This window comes from Domibacillus enclensis, assembly GCF_900156125.1.
In the GTDB taxonomy this organism is placed as follows: domain Bacteria; phylum Bacillota; class Bacilli; order Bacillales; family Domibacillaceae; genus Domibacillus; species Domibacillus enclensis.
The window spans coordinates 98,029-120,528 of sequence record NZ_FTLX01000003.1 but is presented as its reverse complement, the minus strand read 5'-3'; the positions used below and the strand labels follow the sequence as shown (position 1 = coordinate 120,528).

19 protein-coding genes are annotated in these 22,500 nt (G+C 45.2%); 6 read left to right on the top strand and 13 right to left on the bottom strand.

The features are described from left to right. Positions 1–91: 91 nt before the first annotated feature. Both BW952_RS07335 and BW952_RS07330 read right to left on the bottom strand, forming a co-directional pair. Complete coding sequence (locus BW952_RS07335; protein ID WP_045851510.1) at positions 92–2,191, bottom strand: RNA degradosome polyphosphate kinase; 2,100 nt, start codon at positions 2,189–2,191, stop codon at positions 92–94. A gap of 19 nt (positions 2,192–2,210) precedes the next feature. Continuing rightward, positions 2,211–3,740, bottom strand: coding sequence for a Ppx/GppA phosphatase family protein (locus BW952_RS07330; protein ID WP_045851511.1), 1,530 nt, complete (start codon positions 3,738–3,740; stop codon positions 2,211–2,213). Between the two features lie 111 nt (positions 3,741–3,851). On the opposite strand from BW952_RS07330, the gene BW952_RS07325 reads away from it, so the two are divergent. Further along, positions 3,852–4,337: a YkyB family protein gene (locus BW952_RS07325; RefSeq protein ID WP_045851512.1), complete on the top strand. Its 486-nt coding sequence runs from the start codon at positions 3,852–3,854 to the stop codon at positions 4,335–4,337. Positions 4,338–4,383: 46 nt separating this feature from the next. On the opposite strand, the gene BW952_RS07320 is transcribed toward BW952_RS07325, so the two are convergent. Next, the gene (locus BW952_RS07320) at positions 4,384–5,286 is read right to left on the bottom strand and encodes a chemotaxis protein (protein ID WP_045851513.1); all 903 of its coding nucleotides are present in this window, start codon (positions 5,284–5,286) and stop codon (positions 4,384–4,386) included. Positions 5,287–5,429: 143 nt separating this feature from the next. On the opposite strand from BW952_RS07320, the gene BW952_RS07315 reads away from it, so the two are divergent. Continuing rightward, complete coding sequence (locus BW952_RS07315) at positions 5,430–6,581, top strand: aminotransferase A (RefSeq protein WP_045851514.1); 1,152 nt, start codon at positions 5,430–5,432, stop codon at positions 6,579–6,581. Between the two features lie 252 nt (positions 6,582–6,833). Here BW952_RS07315 and ptsP read toward each other — a convergent pair whose 3' ends face one another. Together ptsP and BW952_RS07305 are read right to left on the bottom strand one after the other, a co-directional pair. After that, positions 6,834–8,552 carry a phosphoenolpyruvate--protein phosphotransferase gene (gene ptsP / locus BW952_RS07310; protein ID WP_045851515.1) on the bottom strand — a complete coding sequence of 573 codons (1,719 nt, stop codon included), beginning with the start codon at positions 8,550–8,552 and terminating at the stop codon, positions 6,834–6,836. Then, positions 8,552–8,818 (bottom strand): phosphocarrier protein HPr, encoded by a 267-nt coding sequence (locus tag BW952_RS07305; RefSeq protein WP_045851516.1) that lies wholly within the window; start codon positions 8,816–8,818, stop codon positions 8,552–8,554. The genes ptsP and BW952_RS07305 overlap by 1 nt, the downstream gene beginning before the upstream one ends. A gap of 143 nt (positions 8,819–8,961) precedes the next feature. Here BW952_RS07305 and BW952_RS07300 point away from each other — a divergent pair, with 143 nt between their 5' ends. After that, a complete protein-coding gene (locus tag BW952_RS07300; protein ID WP_045851517.1) occupies positions 8,962–9,348 on the top strand; it encodes a PilZ domain-containing protein in 387 nt (128 codons plus the stop codon). Here the strand turns inward: BW952_RS07300 and BW952_RS07295 are convergent. Together BW952_RS07295 and BW952_RS07290 are read right to left on the bottom strand one after the other, a co-directional pair. Next, a complete protein-coding gene (locus BW952_RS07295; RefSeq protein WP_045851518.1) occupies positions 9,336–10,073 on the bottom strand; it encodes an SDR family oxidoreductase in 738 nt (245 codons plus the stop codon). The two genes, BW952_RS07300 and BW952_RS07295, sit on opposite strands and share 13 nt — an antisense overlap. An 11-nt stretch (positions 10,074–10,084) precedes the next feature. Further along, positions 10,085–10,279, bottom strand: a complete 195-nt coding sequence (locus BW952_RS07290) for a hypothetical protein (RefSeq protein ID WP_045851519.1) — start codon at positions 10,277–10,279, stop codon at positions 10,085–10,087. 173 nt (positions 10,280–10,452) lie between these two features. On the opposite strand from BW952_RS07290, the gene BW952_RS07285 reads away from it, so the two are divergent. Next, a complete protein-coding gene (locus BW952_RS07285) occupies positions 10,453–10,632 on the top strand; it encodes a YkvS family protein (RefSeq protein WP_045851520.1) in 180 nt (59 codons plus the stop codon). A 41-nt stretch (positions 10,633–10,673) separates the two neighbouring features. On the opposite strand, the gene BW952_RS07280 is transcribed toward BW952_RS07285, so the two are convergent. The 3 genes from BW952_RS07280 to BW952_RS07270 form a co-directional block, all read right to left on the bottom strand. Beyond that, the gene (locus BW952_RS07280; RefSeq protein WP_045851521.1) at positions 10,674–12,812 is read right to left on the bottom strand and encodes an ATP-dependent Clp protease ATP-binding subunit; all 2,139 of its coding nucleotides are present in this window, start codon (positions 12,810–12,812) and stop codon (positions 10,674–10,676) included. A 143-nt stretch (positions 12,813–12,955) separates the two neighbouring features. Then, the gene (locus BW952_RS07275) at positions 12,956–13,564 is read right to left on the bottom strand and encodes a CPBP family intramembrane glutamic endopeptidase (protein WP_045851522.1); all 609 of its coding nucleotides are present in this window, start codon (positions 13,562–13,564) and stop codon (positions 12,956–12,958) included. 66 nt (positions 13,565–13,630) lie between these two features. Then, positions 13,631–14,068, bottom strand: coding sequence for a MarR family winged helix-turn-helix transcriptional regulator (locus tag BW952_RS07270; RefSeq protein ID WP_045851523.1), 438 nt, complete (start codon positions 14,066–14,068; stop codon positions 13,631–13,633). A 173-nt stretch (positions 14,069–14,241) separates the two neighbouring features. Between BW952_RS07270 and BW952_RS07265 the strand changes: the two genes are divergently transcribed. Both BW952_RS07265 and BW952_RS07260 read left to right on the top strand, forming a co-directional pair. Next, positions 14,242–15,240 (top strand): acyltransferase family protein, encoded by a 999-nt coding sequence (locus tag BW952_RS07265; RefSeq protein WP_045851524.1) that lies wholly within the window; start codon positions 14,242–14,244, stop codon positions 15,238–15,240. Continuing rightward, on the top strand, positions 15,237–16,985 hold the full coding sequence (locus BW952_RS07260) for a B12-binding domain-containing radical SAM protein (protein ID WP_045851525.1): 1,749 nt from the start codon (positions 15,237–15,239) through the stop codon (positions 16,983–16,985). Before BW952_RS07265 ends, BW952_RS07260 begins: the two co-directional genes overlap by 4 nt. Positions 16,986–17,055: 70 nt before the next feature. On the opposite strand, the gene BW952_RS07255 is transcribed toward BW952_RS07260, so the two are convergent. From BW952_RS07255 to BW952_RS07245, 3 genes are all read right to left on the bottom strand, one after another. Then, a complete protein-coding gene (locus tag BW952_RS07255) occupies positions 17,056–18,282 on the bottom strand; it encodes an NAD(P)/FAD-dependent oxidoreductase (protein ID WP_045851526.1) in 1,227 nt (408 codons plus the stop codon). 104 nt (positions 18,283–18,386) lie between these two features. After that, positions 18,387–19,178 carry a TerC family protein gene (locus BW952_RS07250; RefSeq protein ID WP_045851527.1) on the bottom strand — a complete coding sequence of 264 codons (792 nt, stop codon included), beginning with the start codon at positions 19,176–19,178 and terminating at the stop codon, positions 18,387–18,389. Between the two features lie 241 nt (positions 19,179–19,419). Then, positions 19,420–22,491 (bottom strand): efflux RND transporter permease subunit, encoded by a 3,072-nt coding sequence (locus tag BW952_RS07245; protein ID WP_045851528.1) that lies wholly within the window; start codon positions 22,489–22,491, stop codon positions 19,420–19,422. Positions 22,492–22,500: the final 9 nt, after the last annotated feature.

The following is a 22,500-nucleotide window of genomic DNA, read 5'->3' as shown; positions in this document are numbered from 1 at the left end:
AAATGAATGATTATTCACTCATTATTGTAACACGATAAAAGACATTAAAGCGAAAGAAAACCCGCAAAGATTTTTGCGGGTTTTCTTTTAGTTACTCTTCATCTTCACGTATGCGGTATGCCGCGTTTAATGACTCGAGCTGGCTGTCGATGTACAGGTCCTCCTGCTCATGTGCAACATAATGATAGTTCCCCTCGTTATCCTGATAGCGCGCTTTTGCGTTATCCGACATTTGTAAATGGAGAAAGTCAATAAGACGGTCTTTTAAAGAATCATCAACAATCGGGAATAAAATCTCTACCCGCTTAATCATATTTCGAGTCATCATGTCGGCAGAGGACAAATAGATTTTCCGCTCGCCATTATGATGGAAATAATAAATACGGCTATGTTCCAGGAAGCGTCCGACAATGCTGATGACGCGAATGTTTTCACTTACACCCGGAATACCCGGCCTCATGCAGCAAATCCCCCGGATAATGCAGTCAATTTGAACGCCTGCATTCGATGCCTCATACAGTTTCATAATCAACCGCTTGTCCGTCAACGAGTTCATTTTGGCGATAATCCGGCCATTTCCGTGCTTTTTATGAATGTCGATTTCTTCATCAATTAGTTTAATAAAGGCATCTTGTATGTCAAAAGGTGCCACAACAAGATGGTTATACTTCGGCTTGTTCATATAGCCGCTTAAATAATTAAAGAAATTCGTAGCATCCACACCAAATTCTTTTTTGGATGTGATCAAGCCGTGGTCCGTGTAAAGCTTGGCTGTCGCATCATTATAGTTGCCCGTGCCGAGATGAACAAAACGTTCAATCTGGCCGGCTCTTTTACGGACAACGAGCGTAATCTTACTGTGTGTTTTTAAATTATGCATGCCGTAAATTACGTGGCAGCCCGCTTTTTCAAGCTCCTTTGCCCACTGGACGTTGTTTTCTTCATCAAAACGCGCTTTCAGTTCCACTAGAACCGTGACCTGCTTGCCTTTCTCAGCGGCCCTTGTCAGCGATTCAATGATCGGCGAATCGCCGCTTACCCGGTACAGTGTCATTTTAATGGCCAAAACAGAAGGATCATCTGCCGCCTGTGAGATAAAATCAACGACCGGCATGAAGGATTCATACGGATGGTAAAAAAGAACATCCTGCTGCAGCGTTTTTTCAAAAATATCTTCACGTGAAGCAAGATCCTCCGGCAGCTGAGGAATAAACGTTTCATAGGTTAAGCCTTCACGGAGCGTGCTTAATTTTTTCGTGAATGGAAACAAAAAGGTTAAATCAATCGGACCATCAATTTCGTACACATCTTTATAGTGAATTTCCAGCTCTTCCAGCAAATAATCGAGCACGTGCTGGTCCATATCCTGTGACTTAATTTCAAGACGGACAGCCGCTCCCCATTTGCGCTTTTTTAATTCCTTTTCAATCTCAAGCAGCAAGTCACGGGCGCCTTCCTCATGAATTTCCATATCCGCGTTCCGTGTAATGCGGAATGTATTAACGTTTTTGACTGTATAGCCTTGGAACACCCGGTCGATAAAATATTCCAGCACATCCTCAAGCAGGACAAACGTGTTGTTTTTTTCAGAGGGAACTTCAATTGCCCGGTCCAGCACACCGGGCACCTGAACAATGGCGACCCGATCCATTTCTGCATCCGGTTCATCGTTTTCAAGCATGACCACTAAGTTCAGCGATTTGTTTAACAGCATTGGAAATGGACGATAGGCATCGATGGCCATCGGCGTTAAAACAGGGAATACTTCATTGTCGAAATAGTCCTTCAGGAACAATAATTGATCCTTTGTCATGTCCTCCGGCTTTTTCAAATAAAAGCCTTCCTGCTCGAGCGAAGGAAGAATTTCTTCAATGAGCACCCGGTTCTGCACGCTTACCAGTTCATGCGCTTTTATGCTGATTCGGTTCAGCTGCTGCTTGGGCGTTAGTCCCGCCTTGTTTTCCGGCTTGTTAAACCCGGCTTTCACCTGGTCCTTTAAGCCGGCAACCCGCACCATAAAAAACTCATCCATATTCGAGCTGAAAATAGCCAGAAACTTCATTCGCTCTAAAAGAGGATTATTCAAATCCGACGACTCTTCCAGTACACGTTTATTAAAATTAAGCCAGCTTAATTCCCGGTTGTTGTAGTACATTGGATTTGCCAAATCAACTGCCGCTTGTCCACTCATCGGAATCCCCCAATTCAATTTATTCTATTTGTTTAAACGTAAAGCCTATGGTCGTTTGAAGTGCTTTTTCCAAATGACGCTTTTGTTTGTCACTCTGGTACCGTTCCGCCAGCTCGCTGCCTTCACAAAAAACAGTAATAAGCGTCCGGTCATTTTTTTGATTGATTTTCAAATCCTTTACAATACTTCGCTTGGAGCTGTTTAAGCTAAAGCAAAGCTTTAACAGTGCTCCGTACTCACGCATCTTTTGCACATCTTCTTTTTTAAACCAGCCGTCAAATTCTTCCAAATATTGTTTTAGCGTTGAATTATTTGTAAAAGATGCTGTTAGCGAGATATACGCTTTTTCCCAGTGTGTAAAGCCATCAAACAGCGAATTAATTAATAAATAAAACGTATGGCGGCTTTTCGAGCTTGACGAAATATATTCACCTAAATAAAAGAGCGCTGCCGCTTGTTCAATCAAAAACCGCTCTTTATCAGTGATCGACAAAATACCTTCTTCCTCGAATCCAGCCAGCATATTTTTCGTCAAGTTCATCATCTGGTAATGATGCTCTCGATCATGCCCATAAACAGTTAAAAGCCGCTGGACCCCGTTTCGTTTCACATCCTCCGCCGTGTCCCATGACCCGGACTTGGTCCGTTCAAGCACAATACCGTCCCGGAGTCCCCGCGAGCTGACGAGCAGCCCTTTTGCTTTTGTATGTACAGCCAGCTGGTAAAAAACCTCAATAGCCGGCAAAATCAAATCAGCCCGCTCATTTGAAAGTCCGTCCACTTTCTCAAATTCCGAATAAGAAAGCGGCGACAGCTCTGATCGAAGCTGGTCCAATGCGTCCACTGTCAGCTCATAGCCGTGGACACCAAGTGGTGGGTAATTTTCTTTCAGCTGCTGCACATTGGCCAGGTTACGGGCACTTCCGCCGATCGCGGCGATGATGCCATCCGGTGCCTGGTCCAGCCAATCGAATTTCTGCAGCTCTGCTTGAATATATTCGGCCATTTTCTTTTGCTCTTTTGGCTTCATCCGGTCTTCCGCGATAAACTGCTCCTTCAATGAAACAACGCCAAATGGAAAGCTGAAGGAATGTTTTAATACTCTGTTTTCAAATAAGGTAATCTCTGTACTCCCGCCGCCGATATCAATCGTCAGGCCACTGTCTGCCGGCATCGTCTTCAACACCGCCGAAAGGCCGTAATAGGCTTCTTCCTCGCCTGACAGCAGCCGAACTTGAAACCCGGTTTCCTTCTTCACCCGTTCAATAATGGCTTCCCGGTTCGCTGCCTGTCGTACAGCTGCAGTCGCGGTACATTCCACTTCTGTCACTTCGTAGAAATCGAGCACCTCGCGGAAGTTTTTCAAGGCTTCGAGAAGGAGACTTACCCCTTCCTCACTCATTTCACTGCTTTCGTCCAAAAAGCGGCGCAGTCTGAGCGGCGCTTTTACATTTCGAAATTCTTCAATGGCCGAGCCGTGTTCTTTATATAAAACGAGCCGAACCGTATTGGATCCGATGTCAATAATCGCTGTTTTGCTTTGATTCATTGTAGTTCCCGCTTTCATTTTTTATTCATTTTCCCCTTTCAATATACCACGCAAACCCGCATGGATGCTTCCAAATTGGGTATAAACAGTATATAATAAGAAAAAATGAAGATGAAAGGAGTCACTACTTTGAGCACACAATCAGAACCCTTCACCAGACCTTCACCAGACGATACCCTCGCCAAAGCGATTTTTACCGTGAACCGTCACGCAAAAACGGCGGTGAATCCAAAATATCTATACTCGTTAAAAAAGAATGCTCTCTTGAAAATGATCAAAGAAGGCAAAGCCGTCAAAAAAGGCCTCCACTTTTCCCGAAACCCAAAAAACAGCCGACAGCAGTCTGATGTTCTCGTCTTATGCGGAGAATACACATTTCATATGCCCCCATGCAAAGAAGACTTTGCGAAGCTGCCGCATCTGGGACAGTTAAACGATCACATTCGAAACCCCCGCTGCTCCATGAGCTTATCCAAAGCAAAAGGGATTCTTGAAGCGTATACCGGCATGAAAGAGGAACGGCCCAAACAAAAAAAGCCTCCAGGACCTAAAAAGTACACAAAGCCTGTTTTCAAACCGCTCGGACAATCCTATTAGTTCAAAAAGAAAGGACGCTGCCGTCAAGCCAGCGTCCTTTCTTTTTTTACAAAGCAAGCTTGTCGATATGCTGGACGAGCCGGGCAATTTCAGGCTTGCTTACTTGCGCATCTGCGCCGACGCCTGTTCCTTTATGACGGAGCTCGTCTGTAATGAGTGATGAAAAGATAATGACGGGAAGCTGTTTCAGCACCGGATGTTCTTTAATCCGCTTTGTTAAATGATGGCCATCCATCTTTGGCATTTCGATATCTGTCACGAGCAGCTGGACATTCTCAAACGGGTTTTCCCGCTCAAGCTCTGCTTCTAAATAGTCATAGGCCAGCTGACCGTTTTCGAAAAACTCGACACGGTCATATCCCGCTTCCTGAAGCGTATCATGAATCAGTTTGCGAAGGAGCGGTGAATCTTCTGCTACGATGATCTTTTTCTCTGAGCGTTCCCGTTCGCCAAGGCTTTTAATTTGATCAATGTGAATGCCGGAATGCGGGTTTATATCCACGACAATTTTTTCAAAATCAATCAAAAGAATCATATTTTCGCCCATTTTAATGACACCAATAATTTGATTGTTTCCGCCCTGGTACATTTCAGATGGCTTTTCAATATCATTCCAGGAGATCCGGTGAATTCTTGTCACATTTTGAACGTGAAAAACCACTTTTTGCTGATTAAATTCCGTTACGATATACTTATCAACGGATTGATTTTCAGAAGGTGCCATTCCCAGTACTTTTGCCATGTCAATGACCGGAAGCACTTCACCGCGGAGCTGAATGATCCCTTCGATATGTGAATGAGCATGCGGCACAAAGGTAATCTCCATCGGCTGAATAATCTCTTTCACTTTCATGACGTTAATGCCGTATTTGTTTCCCTGCACTTCAAATTCTACGATTTCAAGCTCATTCGTTCCCGTTTCAAGCAACACACCGTAATCATTTGTCATAAGCCATTAGTCCCCTTACGTTTTTTATTTTACTATATCATGAATTAAAAAATTGTCGATAATGGAAAAGTTTAAAATTCTTTAATATATAACCGAAAAATTTACATTATAATAACATTAGAATACATAAAGGTGGTTTACAAATGGAACATCGTTTAAATAGTCGTGTAAAAGACATTGAAATTTCTGGCATTCGAAAATTTTTCAACCTGGTTGGGGCGCAAAAAGACATGATCTCCCTGACAATCGGACAGCCTGACTTCCACACACCGTCACATATTAAACAAGCAGGTATTCAAGCTATTGAACAAAATGAAACGGTTTATACCCCTAATGCCGGTCTTCCCGAGCTGAAGAAAGCCGCGGCGGCTTTTTATGAAAAAAAATATGCCGTACAGTACGATGAAGCAAGTGAAGTGATTGTGACGGTCGGAGCAAGCCAGGCAATTGATATTGCGCTTAGAACCATTTTAGAGCCGGGTGATGAAGTGATCCTGCCGGGCCCTGTTTACCCGGGCTACGAGCCAATCATTCATTTATGCGAAGCGAAGCCCGTCATGGTCGATACAACGGCCAATGCCTTTCGGATGACCGCAGCGCTTATTGAGGAGCAGCTGACAGCCAAAACAAAAGTCATCATTCTACCTTATCCGTCCAATCCAACCGGTGTAAGCCTGTCAGAGCAGGAGCTGAAGGACATAGCGGATCTTGCGAAAAAGCACAGCTTGTTTATTTTAGCTGATGAAATATACAGCGAAATCGTTTTTGAACGTGCTCACACTTCGATCGCATCATTCTTGCAGGAGCAAACGATTGTCATCAATGGCTTGTCCAAGTCACATGCCATGACGGGATGGCGAATTGGGCTCCTGTTCGCGCCAAAAGCCATTGCCCAGCATATGCTAAAGGTTCATCAGTACAACGTATCCTGCGCTACCTCTATTTCACAAAAAGCAGCGATTGCGGCGCTGACCGATGGAATAGATGATGCCCTTGTCATGCGTGAGGAGTATAAAAAACGACGGGACGCCACTTATGCTGCGCTGCAAAAAGCAGGGCTTCACACCGTAAATCCAGACGGCGCTTTTTACTTTTTCGTCAAAGTTCCCGATGCCTATAACGGCTCTTCCTTCGACTTCTGCCTAACCTTAGCGAAAGAATACAAAGTGGCTGTTGTGCCGGGCAGTGCTTTCTCATCAGCAGGTGAAGGCTGGTTCCGCTTGTCCTATGCGTGTACGATTGAAGAAATAAAAGAAGGTCTTTCCCGTATCGAAGCGTTCATTAAAACATTTTAATGCAAGGGTATGTGTAAAGAGAAACAGCCTTTTCCTCGCTAAGAAAAAAGGAAAAAATATCTGGTTTTTCTTGACGTGTTTGTTTTTCAACACTAGGAAGCCGAACGACTGCACTTCACAGTTGTTCGGCTTTTATTTCGACATAAAAAAGCCCGGACGGCGTTCGTCCGGGCAAAAGTGAGAGAAATGGAGAATGAAAAACTGGTTACGTTAGTATTATTCCCGCTTTTTTCTTTTTTACACCTTTTTTTCTTATTTTTTTTCGATCGCTTGAACAAGTTCCACTACTTCTTCAGCCGTAGACATTTCTACTGCTTTTGCAGCTAGTGTTTCCATGTCTGTTTTCGACAGGTTTTTCAGCTGCGCACGTGCTTTTAAGATCGATGTTGCGCTCATGGAGAATTCGTCAAGACCAAGACCTAAAAGCAATGGAATCGCTGTTTCGTCTCCAGCCATTTCACCGCACATGCCCGCCCATTTGCCTTCTTTATGCGCTGCTTCAATCACCATTTTCACCAGGCGCAAAATAGAAGGATTGTATGGCTGGTACAAGTAGGACACGCGTTCATTCATGCGGTCTGCTGCCATCGTGTATTGAATCAAGTCATTCGTTCCGATTGAGAAGAAATCCACTTCCTTCGCGAACAGATCCGCAATAACTGCGGTTGATGGGATTTCAACCATAATGCCAAGCTCAATGTGTTCTGCAACGGCTGTTCCCTCTGCCTCAAGCTTCGCACGTTCTTCCAAAAGAACCGCTTTTGCCTGACGGAATTCATTGACGGTTGCAATCATCGGGAACATGACTTTTAAGTTTCCATATACGCTGGCACGAAGCAAGGCACGAAGCTGTGTACGGAAAATATCCTGCTCCTCTAAGCAAAGACGAATCGCACGGAAGCCGAGGAACGGATTCATTTCATGCGGCAGATTCAAGTATGGAAGCTCTTTGTCACCGCCGATATCGAGTGTCCGGACAACTACTGGCTTGCCTTCCATGCCTTCTAGAACGGCTTTGTATGATTCAAACTGCTCTTCTTCTGTTGGCAGGTTGTCACGGCCCATGTACAAAAATTCAGTACGGTATAAGCCGACGCCTTCTCCGCCATTCGATTTGACGCCGTCAAGATCAGCAGGCGTTCCGATGTTCGCTGCAAGCTCCACATGATGGCCGTCTGCTGTCACGGTTTCTTCGTTGACAAGCTTTGCCCACTCCGCTTTTTGCTTCGCGTACGCTTCTGCACGCTTTTTATATTCTGCTGCTACTTCTTCTGTTGGATTGATGTGGACTTCGCCTTGAAGGCCATCAATAATAATAAGATCTCCATTTTGAATATCAGCTGTAGCATTTTTCGTTCCCACTACGGCAGGAATTTCCAATGAACGCGCCATAATCGCCGAATGGGATGTACGGCCGCCGATATCTGTCGTGAAACCTTTCACGAATTCACGGTTTAACTGCGCCGTCATCGATGGTGTTAAATCTTCCGCTACCACCACAACTTCCTCTGCGATGAGGGCTGGTGCAGGAAGATCAACACCCAATAAAGCCGCCAGCACACGCTTCGTCACGTCTTTAATATCTGCTGCGCGCTCTTTCATGTATTCGTTGTCCATCGCTTCAAACATGCCAATAAACATGTTCGCTGTTTCTTCCAGGGCAAATTCCGCATTCACAGCATCTGATTTGATCTTGTCTTCAATCGGGCCCGTTAGTTCAGGATCATTCAGGACAAGAAGATGCGCTTCAAAAATAGCCGCTTTGTCATCGCCCAAATCTTTTCGTGCCTTTTCTTTAATGACTTCCAGCTCTGCTTCTGATTTTTTCAAGGCTGCGCGGAAACGGTCTGCTTCAGCTGCAACATCTGCTGCGTCTTTTTTTTCAACCGTTAAATCCGGCTCCATTAAGCGATACGCTTTCGCAAAGGCAATTCCGTCAGATGCGCCGATTCCTTTTAATATCGCCGCCATCAGTTTGCCAGCCCTTCGCTTTTCAGCAATGTGTCAATTGCATTAATCGCTGCTTCCTCATCATTGCCATCAGCAGAAATGACAATTTCAGCCCCTTTGCCGATTCCTAGTGACATAACGCCCATGATTGATTTTAAGTTCACTTTTTTCCCGTTAAATTCAAGGTTCACATCACTTGAATATTTGCTGGCTGCCTGTACAAGCAGTGTAGCGGGACGTGCATGGATTCCTGTATCGGCTGTTACGGTAAATGTTTTTTTCGACATTATATTGTCTCTCCTTCATCATTTTCTTCATAGAGAATAGCACTAAATTCAATTTCCCTCAATGATCGAGCTTTCTTGTATTGCTCTTCCTGCATGAATCTTTTAGAATAGACAAATATAGACAAAACAAGGGAGATTTTATCATGTATTATAAAAGACAGGAAGCTTTCCGCTACGTTTTTCCTGAGTCGATTCCCGCTATATGCGAAGTATATCAGTATATAAACGACACGAAAGTAAAAATCCAAACATTCGACGCGTACATTCTGGATATTAGCCCAAATGGAATGAGAGCCGCTTCAAAAACGGATATAGAGCTGAAAGACGAGTTTATTCTCATCTTTTCCTTTCAGCTGGCTGGCACTCTCATTCACTTCACCGGACAGCTGATTCGTAAACGCAACGCCGGCGGATCGTTTGAATACGGTGTGCAAAGTGACGGCAGCAGTGCATTGCGTGATCAAATTGTTTCTTCCTTAAAAGTGTACACAAAAGAACAGCTGAAGAAACAAAAAAGTCAAGGCCGGTAAATCATTTTACGGGTCATGCCGCCATCAATGACCAGGTTTTCACCTGTTACAAATGAATTATCCGGATCAGCCAGATATAAACAAGCTTTTGCAATATCATCCGGTTTGCCAACCCGGCCAGCCGGATGCTGCTCATGGTCTTCCGGACGCAGCCCGTCATAATCCCCTGTTTCAATCCAGCCCGGACTAATGCTGTTCACACGAATTCCTTTTTCGCTTAATGTGATGGAAAGCGCGTGAGTCAACGAATAGATAGCGCCTTTAGACGCTGAGTACAATTCAGTGTTGGCTTCAGACATGCTTTGACGGGTCGAGCACAAATTCACGATTGCACTGCCTTTTTTCATATACTTTGCCGCTTCACGAGAGTGAAATAAAACACTTGCTGCATTGGTGGTCATTATTTTGTCCCAGTCACTTACTTTTATGTCCCAGATAGAGCCAAATGAAGAAACGCCTGCATTATTAATAAGAATATCAATTTCACCGCATTTTTCAACTATTTGAGCAAAAATAGACGCTACTTCTTCTATATTTGCTACATCCGCCTTGTAAAAAGCCGTTTCAAGCCCTTCTGCTTCCCATTCCAGGACAGCTGCTTTTCCCGCTTTTTCGTCTGTATCTAAAATAAACGTAATGGCACCTTTTTGCGCAAAAGCCCGTGCAACTGCTCTTCCTATCCCTTTTGCTCCTCCAGTGACAATGACTGTTTTTCCTTCAAACATATTCTCACTCCTCAGCTTCTGGGTGTTTGCATATATTCGTATTCAGTATTGCCTCCGTGCCTGGCGATTCCACGGAACTGTTTGAAATCAGGCTGTATAATGAGTTCCTGCCGGAAAACCAGAAAGTCTTCTTTTTGAACTTTCACCCGTGTCTCAGCCCCTGTACGAAGGGCTTCGATTGTTTGAACAGCTTGTTCGGACGTCAATCTACCATCCTCCTATCAAAATAGTCAAAAAATTAACACAACACAGTGTAAAATCCTTTACTATTTTCAAAAAATAAGGCAAAATCTATTTTAATACCTTTCGCTGACGTCTTTTATTATAAAAGAAAACGAGCAAAAATGGTATCGTCAATTGTCGAAAAGGAGCGAAATAGATGACAAAAGCAGAAGTCGGCAACATTATCGAATTTAGAGACGGTCTTCGCGGGATCGTCGAAAAAGTAAATGAAAACTCCGTTATCGTTGATCTCACCATTATGGAGGATTTCGAAGAGCTTGAATTAGAAGAAAAAACGGTTGTTAACCATAAAAACTATATCATCGTCTATTCATGAAAAAAAAGAGCGGACGCAATATCCGCTCTTTTTTTTGTTCGTTACATCGCTTTAATCTTAATATTATCTTCTTCAAGCACTGCTTCAAAGCGCTTTGCATGTGGATGGTCCAGGATCAAGTCAGCAATGCTGTCTTCGATCCGCTCCTGGATCACGCGGCGAAGTGGACGCGCACCAAATTGCGGGCTGTAGCCAAGCTCAGCTAACTTATCTTTCACCTCTTTCTGCACCTCAATCGACAAGTCCTGTTCGGCCATCATGTCATTCAATTCCTCCATCATTAAATCCACAATGTGTACGAGCTGCTCCTTGCCAAGAGCATCAAACTCAATAATCGAATCAAAACGGTTTAAAAATTCCGGTTTAAAATAATCGGCTAATGACTCAAGGATGCCTGTCGAAGATTCTTCTGACCGTTTGTCAAACCCAACCGTTACATTCTTTCTGCCGGCACCTGCATTGCTCGTCATAATAATCACTGTTTCCTTAAAGCTTACTGTACGCCCCTGGCTGTCAGTCAGACGGCCATCTTCCATGATTTGCAGGAACATGTGCTGAACGTCCGGATGCGCTTTTTCGATTTCATCCAGCAAAATGATGCTGTACGGATTGCGCCGCACTTTTTCTGTCAGCTGCCCGGCTTCTTCAAATCCAACGTAGCCCGGAGGTGACCCAATAAGCTTTGATACACTGTGCTTTTCCATAAACTCACTCATGTCGAGACGCACGAGCGCTTCCTTCGAGCCGAACAGCTCTTCAGCCAGCGCTTTCGTTAATTCTGTTTTCCCGACGCCTGTTGGTCCAACAAATAAAAACGAGCCGATCGGGCGGTTTTTTGCTTTTAATCCAGCCCGGCTGCGGCGAACAGCTTTAGCCACTTTTTGCACTGCGGCTTCCTGGCCAATGACCTTCCCTGTTAAATGAGCCTCCAGGTGCTTGATTTTTTCCTGCTCATTTTGCTGAAGCTTTCCAACAGGAATACCGGTTTTGCTTTCAATTAACGAATGAATCAATTCTGCTGTTACTTCCGGCGTGTGAGAAGCTGAGGATTCTCCTTTTGCCAATTGCTGCTCAAGCGCAGCTTCTTCATCGCGCCATTTTGCGGCTTCTTCATATGCTTCTTTTTTCAAGGCCGCTTCTTTTTGCTTCATCACGTTTGAAAGCTGTTCCTGCAGCGAAGCGGTATCTGTGTGATCAATTGTCAGGTTCATCTTCGAACCGGATTCATCGAGCAGATCAATCGCTTTATCCGGCAAAAACCGGTCTTGAATGTAACGATGGGAAAGGCTCGCACATGCGTTAATGGCTTCATCTGTATAGGATACTTGATGGTAGTCTTCGTAGTGCTTTTGAAGACCCTTTAAAATCTTCACCGTTTCCTCAACAGTTGGTTCGGCTACCTGAACCGGCTGAAAACGGCGTTCGAGTGCGGCATCTTTTTCAATTTGACGGTATTCTTTCAGCGTCGTGGCGCCAATCAGCTGCAATTCGCCTCTTGCAAGGGCTGGCTTTAATATATTGCCTGCATCCATCGAGCCCTCTGCCGAGCCTGCGCCGACCAGCTGGTGGATTTCATCAATAAAAAGAAGCACGTTTTTCCGCTCTTTCACTTCTGAAATCACCTGTTTTACCCGCTCTTCAAATTGCCCTCTTACACCGGTACCGGCAACGAGAGAGGCCACATCTAATACAAATACTTCCTTATTTAACAGCTTGTTCGGTACACGCCCTTCTGCAATGCAGCTCGCAAGGCCTTCTGCGATTGCTGTTTTTCCGACACCCGGCTCGCCAATTAAAACCGGATTGTTTTTATTTCTTCTATTTAATATTTCAATGACTCGGCTCACTTCTTTATCACGGCCGATCACCGGATCGATTAATCCCGCACGGGCTAACGAAGACAGGTTCCGGCCATATTGATCCAGAATACCTCCGCCTCCGCGGTCCGCTTCTGCTGGGGGTGCCTGCTTCATCGATTGCTGCGGCTGTCCGGCCTGCATTTGCTTCATCAATTCATCAAACGGAAAGCCAAATGATTGAAAGTTCATCTTCATTCCTCCAACGGCTTGTTTTTCTTTTTGAAAACATTCATCACACAAGTAATATTGATTAGACTGTCCATTGACCCGGACACTCATCTGCACATTCGCTTCATGCTGCTGGCATTTTTGACATTTCATCCACGTCATCCCCTTTGATTTGACTTTGACTATCTTTGACTATAATCTGATTATACTTTGACCTTTCCTGACTTTCAACTATTTTGCTCAACAAAAAAAACGCAATTCTTTTTGAATTGCGCCTTCGTTGAATATGTCTATTGTTAAGCCAACGGGAAAAAGACGATAAACAGCAGGTCAAAGATCAAGTGGGAAATGATCAGCAGCGGAATGCTTTTCCGCCATATGTACAGCGTTCCCCAGAAAAGACCTCCGACGAGAGCCGCTGCCATCCAGAGCCATTCACCTGAAAAGATATAAATGGATGCGTAAAACAGGGCTGCAAGAAGCATCGCGATCCATTGATTCATATAATGAGTCAGTCTTTTTTGAATAAATCCTCGGAAAAACAGTTCTTCACCCGGAATAATAATGAGCACAAGCACAATATAATGCCATATAAAAACGGGGCTGAAAAGCGCATAGATAGAAGAAACGTGCTCTTCGGCCGAAACAGGCAGCAGCTTTAAAAGCGCGTAGCCTGCTGCAAATAATGCGTATAACACCACACCTGAAGCCACGCCATACAGCATAAAACGATTGGTATTCTGCTGATCGTCAATCGATTCACTGACAATCGAAATACTTATAAAAAACAAGGAAGCTGCCGTGTAAATATACCAGAAAATATCTTTGTCCAGGAAGGTTACATATAAAAGAATATAAGCGGCAGCAACCCCGAGAATGAAACGCCCGTCTTTCCATAAAGCCATTTTGTAAAGCCCCTTTCATCAATCCGAGTTATTTTACCATACAAAACTCAGATTGAGCAAAAAAGCTTATGATAGATTTTTAATAGAAAGGCCGAGTTTTTTTAAAATAGCTGTCGCCTGCTCTACTTCTTCCTCTGACAGTACACTGATCAGCTCGTGAATATTTTGCTCATGATCCGGGAAAAGGCGTTCGATGAGCTCAGTCCCTTCTTCTGTAATCGATGCGTGTGTAATGCGCCGGTCTGTCGGACAGGACACGCGCTTGAGCAGGTTCTTTTTTTCCAATTTATCAACAACGTACGTAATGCTTCCGCTCGCCAGCAAAATCTTGCCGCCAATATGCTGAAGCGGCTGTGGTCCTTTATGATACAACAGTTCTAAAACAGCAAATTCAGTTGGATTCAGCCCCGATTTTTGGATGGACGCGTTGACTTGTTCATTGACCACTTTATAAGCACGTGAAAGCACGATAAATAACTTTAAGGATGATTGGCTGTCGCTCATTTTTTATTCCCCTGTCTAATTCATTTTTTCTCACTATACGTTACACATTTTCTTTCCATTTTTAAAGTGCTAACTGTTCTTTTCTTTTTTCTGCTTTTAGTTTTCACTCGATTTCTTATCACCGTCGTGTATAATAGCGTCATGTGTTTATCCTATTGTACAGGTGATGGATGATGAAAAAGCGTGATGAATATTTTGATAATGTACGGTTTTTTCTTATTTTTCTGGTCGTATTCGGCCATTTAATGAGGCCATATGTTTATGACAATCCGACGATCTATGCGTTATATATGACGATTTATTCGTTTCATATGCCGGCGTTTATTTTCATTTCCGGTTTTTTTGCCAAAGGAATTATGCGCCCCGGCTACATAAAAAAAACAGCCGGCAAGCTGCTGATTCCCCTCGTGATCTTCCAGGTTATTTACGCTGTTTTTTATTATTGGATTGAACACGAGGATGCCCCTTCCGTCAGCCTGCTCATACCGGAATGGTCACTCTGGTTTTTAATCAGCTTGTTTTTCTGGCATGTCCTGCTGCTCGGCGCGGTAAAGTGGCTGAAGCCGCTCCCTGCTATGCTGCTTGCTCTTGCCGCTGGTTTTTTGATCGGGCTGGTTACCGAGTCGCTCACTGTGCTGAGCATCGGCCGGACATTTGTATTTTTCCCGTTCTTTCTAGCCGGATATTACGTAAAAAAAGAATGGTTTCAGCCGTTATTCAAGCTGTCCGTCAGACTGCCCCTGCTTGTCGCAGCGGTCATTCTGTTCGTTTATTTTTACGATCACACCCATCTTCAAATTGAATGGCTATTCGGATCAAAGTCCTACGCTGCACTCGAAGCGGGAGCGGCAGAAGGATTGACGTACCGGCTGCTTGTGTATGCATTGAATGTGATCATGATTGCATTTTGTTTGTCGTTCGTGCCAAGAAAGCCATTTTTCTTTACGTCGTGGGGACGAAACACGTTATATGTATACCTGCTGCATGGCTTTTTTGTTCAGTCGTCGCGCCGTGTGGATACACTCGAGCTGCCCCCTTCGCTGTTTGTTCTGTTTATAACGGCGGTTGTGTTAACACTCATTTTAGCTTCACCGCTGACCGCTGCTCTGTTCCGGCCATTCCTTGAACAGAAAAGGCCTGGCTTTTTAACAAAAAAGGAGAAGAAATCGTGAATATTACTGTTTGCACATTAAATGCAAAATACATCCATACGAATCTCGCCATCCGCTATTTAAAATCGTATTGCGAGGATGCGTACAACATTCGAATTGCCGAATATACGATCAAAGACCCGGTGATGAACATTGTATCGGACCTGTACAGCCAAAAGCCTGATGTGGTCGGATTCAGCTGCTACATCTGGAATATCGAGGAATCGATTCGGGTAGCCGGCATGCTGAAAAAAGTACTGCCTGAGTGCACCATTATCTTTGGCGGCCCTGAAGTCACATATGATGTGCCTTACTGGCTTGAACGCTTGCAGGACGTAGACTTTATCGTTATAGGAGAAGGCGAAAAAACATTTCGTATGCTGCTCGATCAATTGTCAGGAGAACAGGACTTCTCTTCTGTTCCGGGTATAGCGTACAGAGAGAATGGCAAGCAGGAAATCCGTCCGCAAACAAATAAAATTGATCTGCGTGATATGCCTTCCCCGTTTCGATTTCCGGAAGACCGGGATTCACTCGGCAAACGAATTACGTATATTGAAACGAGCCGGGGCTGCCCGTTCCGCTGCCAGTTTTGCTTGTCTTCCATTGAAACAGGCGTCCGTTATTTTGACCGCGAAAAAGTAAAGGAAGATATTCGCTACTTGATGAACAACGGAGCCAAAACGATTAAATTTGTGGATCGCACGTTTAATATTAGCCGCAGCTATGCGATGGAGATGTTTCAATTTTTAATTGACGAGCATGTTCCCGGCACCGTGTTTCAATTTGAAATAACAGGCGATATTATGCGCCCTGAAGTTATTCAATTTTTAAATGAGAACGCACCAGCCGGTTTGTTCCGGTTTGAAATCGGCGTTCAGTCCACGAATGATGGCGTGAATGAGCTGGTGCAGCGAAAGCAAAACTGGGATAAGCTTGTTCGAACGGTCACGATGGTGAAGGACGGCGGCAAAATCGATCAGCATTTAGACTTGATCGCCGGCTTGCCAGAGGAAGACTACTCCTCCTTCCGCAACACATTTAATGATGTGTTTGCCCTGCGTCCGGAAGAAATGCAGCTCGGCTTTTTAAAGCTGCTTCGCGGTACAGGCCTTCGTCTCAGTGCGCGCCAGTATGGCTATGAATACATGGACCAAGCCCCGTACGAGATGCTGTCAAACCGGGTTCTGCCGTTTGACGATGTGATCCGGATTAAACAAACAGAGGATGTGCTTGAAAAGTATTGGAACGATCACCGCACAGATGAAACGATCGATTATATCGTGCACTTTCTTGCTCGGTCTCCATTCGACTTTTTCCAGGACTTCGGTGCTTATTGGGAGGAACAGGGCTGGGGCAGAATCGGGCATCAGCTTGAAGATTTATTCAAGCGGCTTCATGCCTTTTTGCTGTCGGCTTATCCGCATGCTGCACATCAGGCAGAAAGCATTATGAAATATGATTACCTGCACAACCAGCGCTTTAAGCCGCGCAAGCCATGGTGGGATTCTGAAGCAGGGGATGTTCAAAATGCATTGTATAATAAGCTCGCGAACAGCCCAGAACTGCTTGGTGAATCTTTTGCCTCACTGAAGCTGCGCGAAAAAGAGCTTCATAAGCATACCATTCTTGAGCCTGTTGCGATGCAGAAGAAAAACGGGGAATGGATACAAAAAGACGGCTGGCTGCTCGCTTACTTTAACCCGGACGGCACAGGATCAAGACTATTCTTTCTAACTGAATCATTAGCCGAAACAGCTTATTAAAGAAAGCCGAACGATGTGATCGTTCGGCTTTTTCTTCTATTCAAATCCTTCTCTTCTGTCCCAAGCTCCTTCAGGTTGTTTCATACACCCGCTCGTGTGAGTAAAAGGAAAAGGCTTCATCCTTTTCCCCCATTAAATGCCGGGCGATTAATTTAGATAGAAACAGGCTGTAAACGATGCCGTTGCCGCCGTATCCGAGCAGGAAATAGCTGTTCGGCACCCGGTCGTACTGACCGATCACCGGCTGTCCGTCGTGCATATGGGCGAATGAGCCGCTCCATTCAAAATCAGCCTGAACCTCTCCCTTCAGCTGTGGAAACCAGCTTTCAATTTCAGCAAGCAGCTGCTTTCGCTTAGAGACAATCATTTGATCGCGCTTGTCCGGATCTGACGTCCGTTCATCAAGCCCTCCCATCACAATACGTCCATCCGCCGTTGACCGCGCATAGAAATAAGGTCGGGCCGATTCCCAAATCATGACGTTATCTTTCCAAAAAGACAAATCTTTTAGCTGGTTGGTTACAATGGCATAGCTGCTTTCAATAACGGCGTTTTTTTCCTTTACGGTTTCCTGCGTTTCATACCCCTGGGAAAAGATTGCTTTTTTCGCTTTAATGATGTAGCCGCCTTCCGTCCGAAGCAGCACCCCTTCGTCGTCCGCTTTTTTCAGGAACACTTCTGTTTGTTCAAAAATGCGGACACCCGAATCAGCTGCCGCCTGAATTAAGCCATACGTCAGCTTATACGGGTTCACTTCTGCGTCCCCTTTTGTCAGCATGGCGGCTGGCCGTTTGAACGGAACCCATTTTTCCATTTCATCCGGTTCAAGATACGTTGCATCGAATCCGGCTTTTTTGAGAGCCTGGTATTCCTGCTCCACCACTTCTTTTTCCTCTTCGTTGCTGGCAAAAAACAAGCTGTCTCTCATAATCAGATCCGGATCAACGGAAAGAGACGGAACGATTTCATCACGAAGCCGGCTGATGGCATCATAACAGCGCCAATAGTGATCTACGGCTGCCTTTTCCCCAAATGAACGGATCGCTTCAAACAAAAGCTGATCATTTGAAAACTGGAGCAGTCCTGTGTTCGCGCTGGAGCTGCCAGCAGCCACTGTGCGTTTGTCGATCACGATTACATCAAGTCCGGTATCCTTTAGCTCGTAAGCGGTGCAGGCACCTGACACACCCGCCCCGATGATCACCACATCGCATTCTAGATCTGCTTCTACACTCGGGTAAGCTTGTGGTTCTTTATATGTAGCCGGCCAATACAATCTGCCTGTTTTTAAGTCCATCGTCATATCCTCATTTCACTATTTGATAGTTATATATATACGCTTTATTTTGTTCTTTCAAACAAAAAAAAACACTCCGAATGATGCCATTCGGAGTGTTTGGATTAAAGACCTGTCTCTTCAATATTTTGTTCAGGCCCTTTAGCACGAGCAACAAGGTAGCCGCCAACGGCAATTCCAACAAGCACAACCCAGAACGTAATTTTCCACGGTTTTGATTCCGGGAAATGCTGATCGAGGATGGCAAGCGATGGATGCGAAAGGGTGAATACAGCAAGCTTTACCCCAACCCAGCCGACAATTAAGAAAGCAGCGGTTTCGAGTGTCGGGTATTTTTGAAGAACACGGACGAACCAAGTGGCCGCAAAACGCATGATCACGACTCCGACAAATCCGCCAAGGAACATGACGAGGAATTGACCGGAATCGATACCGCCTATTTGACCCCATCCTGTCTCTGGAAGCGTCACTGCAAGCGCAACAGCCGCCAGCATAGAATCAATCGCAAACGCAATATCAGCAATTTCTACTTTCAACACGGTCATCCAGAAAGAAGAGCCTTTTGCTTCTTTTTTCTCAATGCCATGTCCTTCGATGGATTCTTCTCGTTCCTTCCACTTTTTGTACAAATGACTAAAGCAGATGAAGAACAAGTAAAGGGCGCCTAGAGCCTGTACTTGCCAAACCTGTACAAGGAATGAAATCAAGAATAGGGCGGCAATCCGGAAAACAAAAGCTCCCAGCAAGCCGTAAAATAATGCTTTTTTCTGTTCTTCTTTTGGCAAATGCTTCACCATAACCGCCATAACGACGGCATTGTCAGCTGCTAAAATCCCCTCAAGAATAATGAGGACACCGAGCACCCATGCGTATTCGAGTAATAATGCTGTATCCAAACGTCTCTCTCCTTCCGTTAAATTGAACTCAATAGCCCAGCAAGAAAACAAAAAGCGAGACCTCTGCCTGTGGGTACAGGCAAAGGTCTCGCTGAGCATGTCTCGTCTTCATGCCAACAGTGCCGATGGATAGCAGATCCATGAATTGACGACACTGTTTTAGGTATACACCTAACGCTACTCCCCTTCGACTATTCGTCAAAAGAAAATTCAATTTTTCTACATGGTTTATTATACGGCTTTATGATTCTTCTGTAAACTGTTTTTTTCTGCGCGTTTCTTTATCAAACAAACTGAACACAACGGGAATGACGAATAGAGTTAAGAACGTACTGGAAATTAAGCCGCCAATAACCGTGATGCCCATCGGCTGGTTGATTTCCGTTCCATCACCAATTCCGGAAGCCAGCGGAATTAAGCCAAGGATGGTTGTCAGAGCGGTCATTAAAATAGGGCGCACCCGATCTTTTACCGATTGGACAATCGCTTCTGTCCCTGAATAGCCTTCCTGCTTCCGCTGCAAAATATAGTCCACAATGACGATCGCATTATTGACAACAATGCCGACGAGAATGAGCACACCGATAATAGCCGGAATGCTAAGCGGCAATTGTGCGACAATAAGAGACAAGGCCACGCCAATCACCATAAGAGGCACAGTAAACATGATAACGAACGGATATTTAAAGGACTCATATTGGGCCGCCATAACAATGTAAATCAGCACAACCGCTAACACCATTGCCATAATCATATCGTCCTTGGAGTTATCCAACAGCTCCTGGTCGCCACTGTAAGACAGAACCGTCTCTTCTGACAAGTTAAGGCTTTCCACCTTTTCGTCAACAGCCGTTGAAATGTCACCCAGGTTTTCATCCGCTCCATACGTGACCGTGAACTGAACCGCATCCTGGCCCTCAATGTGCCGGATATTAACAGGTCCGTCGGTCACGGCAATGTCGGCCAGCGATTCAAGCGGAACGAAATTGCCTGCTGGTGTTTTGACGAGCATTTGTCTTAATTTCTCTAAATTTGCTGTCACCTCTTCATCATATCGAACAAACACCGTTTTTACTTCCGATGTCTCGCTTTCAATGATTTGTGTAGCAAACACACCACGCGTGGCATTATTAACGATCTGGGCAATTTGAGCAGGGGCAAAGCCGGCTGACTGTGCTTCTTCCCGATTCACCGTCATCTGAATTTCCTGCACCGTTTCATCCCGGTCCGTTTGTACATCCGTTACACCTTCAATCGTTTCTACTTCTGACTGAATTTGTTCAATGGATTCCGTTAAACGATTTGAATCAGTGTCACGAACGCTGAATGTCAATGTTTGCGGGGCTGTTCCGGAAGCAGACTGCAAATTAAAGGAAACTTCCGCTGTTTCATTGACGGCTTTTGCCGCTTGTTCAGCAGCAGGCTTGACGTCGTCTACGAATTCAAAAATAGACCGTTCCCGCTCCTCCGTCATTTTCACATACATTTCTGCTTCGTTTGCTTCTCCCGTTCCGCGTGACGCTTCTTCCTGCGTCGAACCGATTAAGCTCACATACACTTGCGTATCCTTTTCTTCTGACAAAACGCTCTCCACCGCTTGAACAACTTTATTCGTTTCTTCAAGAGATGTGCCGTTTTCCGTTTCCACCCGGACGCTCACAAACCCTTCATCTGTTGGGGGCAGGAACTGGGTACCTACTTTTGTTAAGCCAAATACTCCACCGGCCAGCAGCAAAAGCGCTGTAACAAGAACAATCGTCCGGTGACCAAGCGACCAGCGTACCGCTTTTTCAAACGTCATGAGACGCTTCGACGTCTGGCGTTTTAATTCAAGATCTGCCGGAACAGCTGTTAAAAACCGGCTCGCCATCATCGGAATAACGGTTAACGCCACCACAAGAGAGGCCAGCAAACTAAATGAGATTGTCAAAGCAAACTCTTTAAAAATTTGCCCGAGGATGCCGGAGATAAAGATAACCGGCAAAAAGACAGCGACGGTCGTTAGCGTCGAAGCGGTAATGGCGCCGCCCACTTCCCTCGCTCCGTCATAAGCAGCCCTTTTCGGGTCTTTCCCCATTGATAAGTGCCGGTAAATATTTTCGATAACCACAATGGCATTATCGACGAGCATCCCAATGCCAAGTGCCAGCGCACCGAGTGTCATAATGTTCAAATTGAAGCCGGCAAAGTACATCAGAACAAATGTCACGATAACCGAATAGGGAATTGCTACCCCAATAATGAGCGGGCTTTTAATGTTGCGAAGAAAGAAAAACAGCACCGCCATGGCAAGTGCACCGCCGACAAGAAGCGAGTTGGCAATGTTGCCGATCGCCAGGCGAATGTAATCTCCCTGGTCAAACAAAATATCCGCTTGAACAGAAGCATATTGATCACGGGACAGCATTTCATCCAGCTTTTCCTGAAAGCCCTCGGATACGTCGGCCGTGTTGGCATTCGATTCCTGTAAAATGCTCAGCAGCACAGCCGGCTTGTCGTTAGCTCTTGTGATCGTATCTTCATTCAATGGCTTTCGTTCTACAGTGGCTATATCAGCAACGGTCACTTCCTCCCCATTCAGCGGGTTCACGGAAATGCTCAAGCCTTGAATGTCTTCTACCGTCGTCAACTGACTGACGACACGTGTCGTTAACGTTTTTCCTTCTGACTCCACCGTACTGCCCGGCAGGGAAATGTTGTTTGCCTGGATCAGCTGCACAACGTCCGACTGACCAACGCCATACTCTTCCATTTTCGCTTCATCCAGCTCCACAATCACTTCATCTGCTGTAATGCCCGTGACGTTCACATTCGCCACACCTTCAACAGATGAAAGGTCGGACTGTAGGGTTTCAGCCAGCTGTTCAAGATCCGCTTCCCCGTCAGACTGAAGAGAAAGCTGGATGATGGGAAACTGCGATGGGTCGAATTTCAAAAACTGCGGCTCACCGGCTCCTTCCGGCATTGGCGTTTGTCCAATCCGCTGCAGTACATCGTTTTGCACACTGTCGATATTCGTGCTCCAGGAGAATTCCAGTAAAATAAAGTTTGAGCCTTCCTGTGACGTGGACGAAATATTTTCAATGCCCGGCAGCGTCGACAGGCTTTCTTCCAACGGTTTCGTCACTTTTTCAGATACCTCTGTCGGACCGGCTCCTTCATAGGTTGTGACGACGACCGCGATGGGCGGATTTAAATCCGGAATTAACTTTAATGGAATCCGCATAAGCGAAACGATCCCCAGAATAATCACTAAAAACATCACGACCGTCGTAAAAACAGGCCGATCAATCGAAAACTTGCTAATCTTCAATCCTTGTTC

Excerpts from the sequence above, each read along its gene's own strand:
- BW952_RS07335 (WP_045851510.1), bottom strand. The coding sequence starts at position 2,191 with ATGAGTGGACAAGCGGCAGTTGATTTGGCAAATCCAATGTACTACAAC.
- BW952_RS07330 (WP_045851511.1), bottom strand. The coding sequence starts at position 3,740 with ATGAATCAAAGCAAAACAGCGATTATTGACATCGGATCCAATACGGTT.
- BW952_RS07325 (WP_045851512.1), top strand. The coding sequence starts at position 3,852 with ATGAAAGGAGTCACTACTTTGAGCACACAATCAGAACCCTTCACCAGA.
- BW952_RS07320 (WP_045851513.1), bottom strand. The coding sequence starts at position 5,286 with ATGACAAATGATTACGGTGTGTTGCTTGAAACGGGAACGAATGAGCTT.
- BW952_RS07315 (WP_045851514.1), top strand. The coding sequence starts at position 5,430 with ATGGAACATCGTTTAAATAGTCGTGTAAAAGACATTGAAATTTCTGGC.
- ptsP (WP_045851515.1), bottom strand. The coding sequence starts at position 8,552 with ATGGCGGCGATATTAAAAGGAATCGGCGCATCTGACGGAATTGCCTTT.
- BW952_RS07305 (WP_045851516.1), bottom strand. The coding sequence starts at position 8,818 with ATGTCGAAAAAAACATTTACCGTAACAGCCGATACAGGAATCCATGCA.
- BW952_RS07300 (WP_045851517.1), top strand. The coding sequence starts at position 8,962 with ATGTATTATAAAAGACAGGAAGCTTTCCGCTACGTTTTTCCTGAGTCG.
- BW952_RS07295 (WP_045851518.1), bottom strand. The coding sequence starts at position 10,073 with ATGTTTGAAGGAAAAACAGTCATTGTCACTGGAGGAGCAAAAGGGATA.
- BW952_RS07285 (WP_045851520.1), top strand. The coding sequence starts at position 10,453 with ATGACAAAAGCAGAAGTCGGCAACATTATCGAATTTAGAGACGGTCTT.
- BW952_RS07280 (WP_045851521.1), bottom strand. The coding sequence starts at position 12,812 with ATGAAATGTCAAAAATGCCAGCAGCATGAAGCGAATGTGCAGATGAGT.
- BW952_RS07275 (WP_045851522.1), bottom strand. The coding sequence starts at position 13,564 with ATGGCTTTATGGAAAGACGGGCGTTTCATTCTCGGGGTTGCTGCCGCT.
- BW952_RS07270 (WP_045851523.1), bottom strand. The coding sequence starts at position 14,068 with ATGAGCGACAGCCAATCATCCTTAAAGTTATTTATCGTGCTTTCACGT.
- BW952_RS07265 (WP_045851524.1), top strand. The coding sequence starts at position 14,242 with ATGAAAAAGCGTGATGAATATTTTGATAATGTACGGTTTTTTCTTATT.
- BW952_RS07255 (WP_045851526.1), bottom strand. The coding sequence starts at position 18,282 with ATGGACTTAAAAACAGGCAGATTGTATTGGCCGGCTACATATAAAGAA.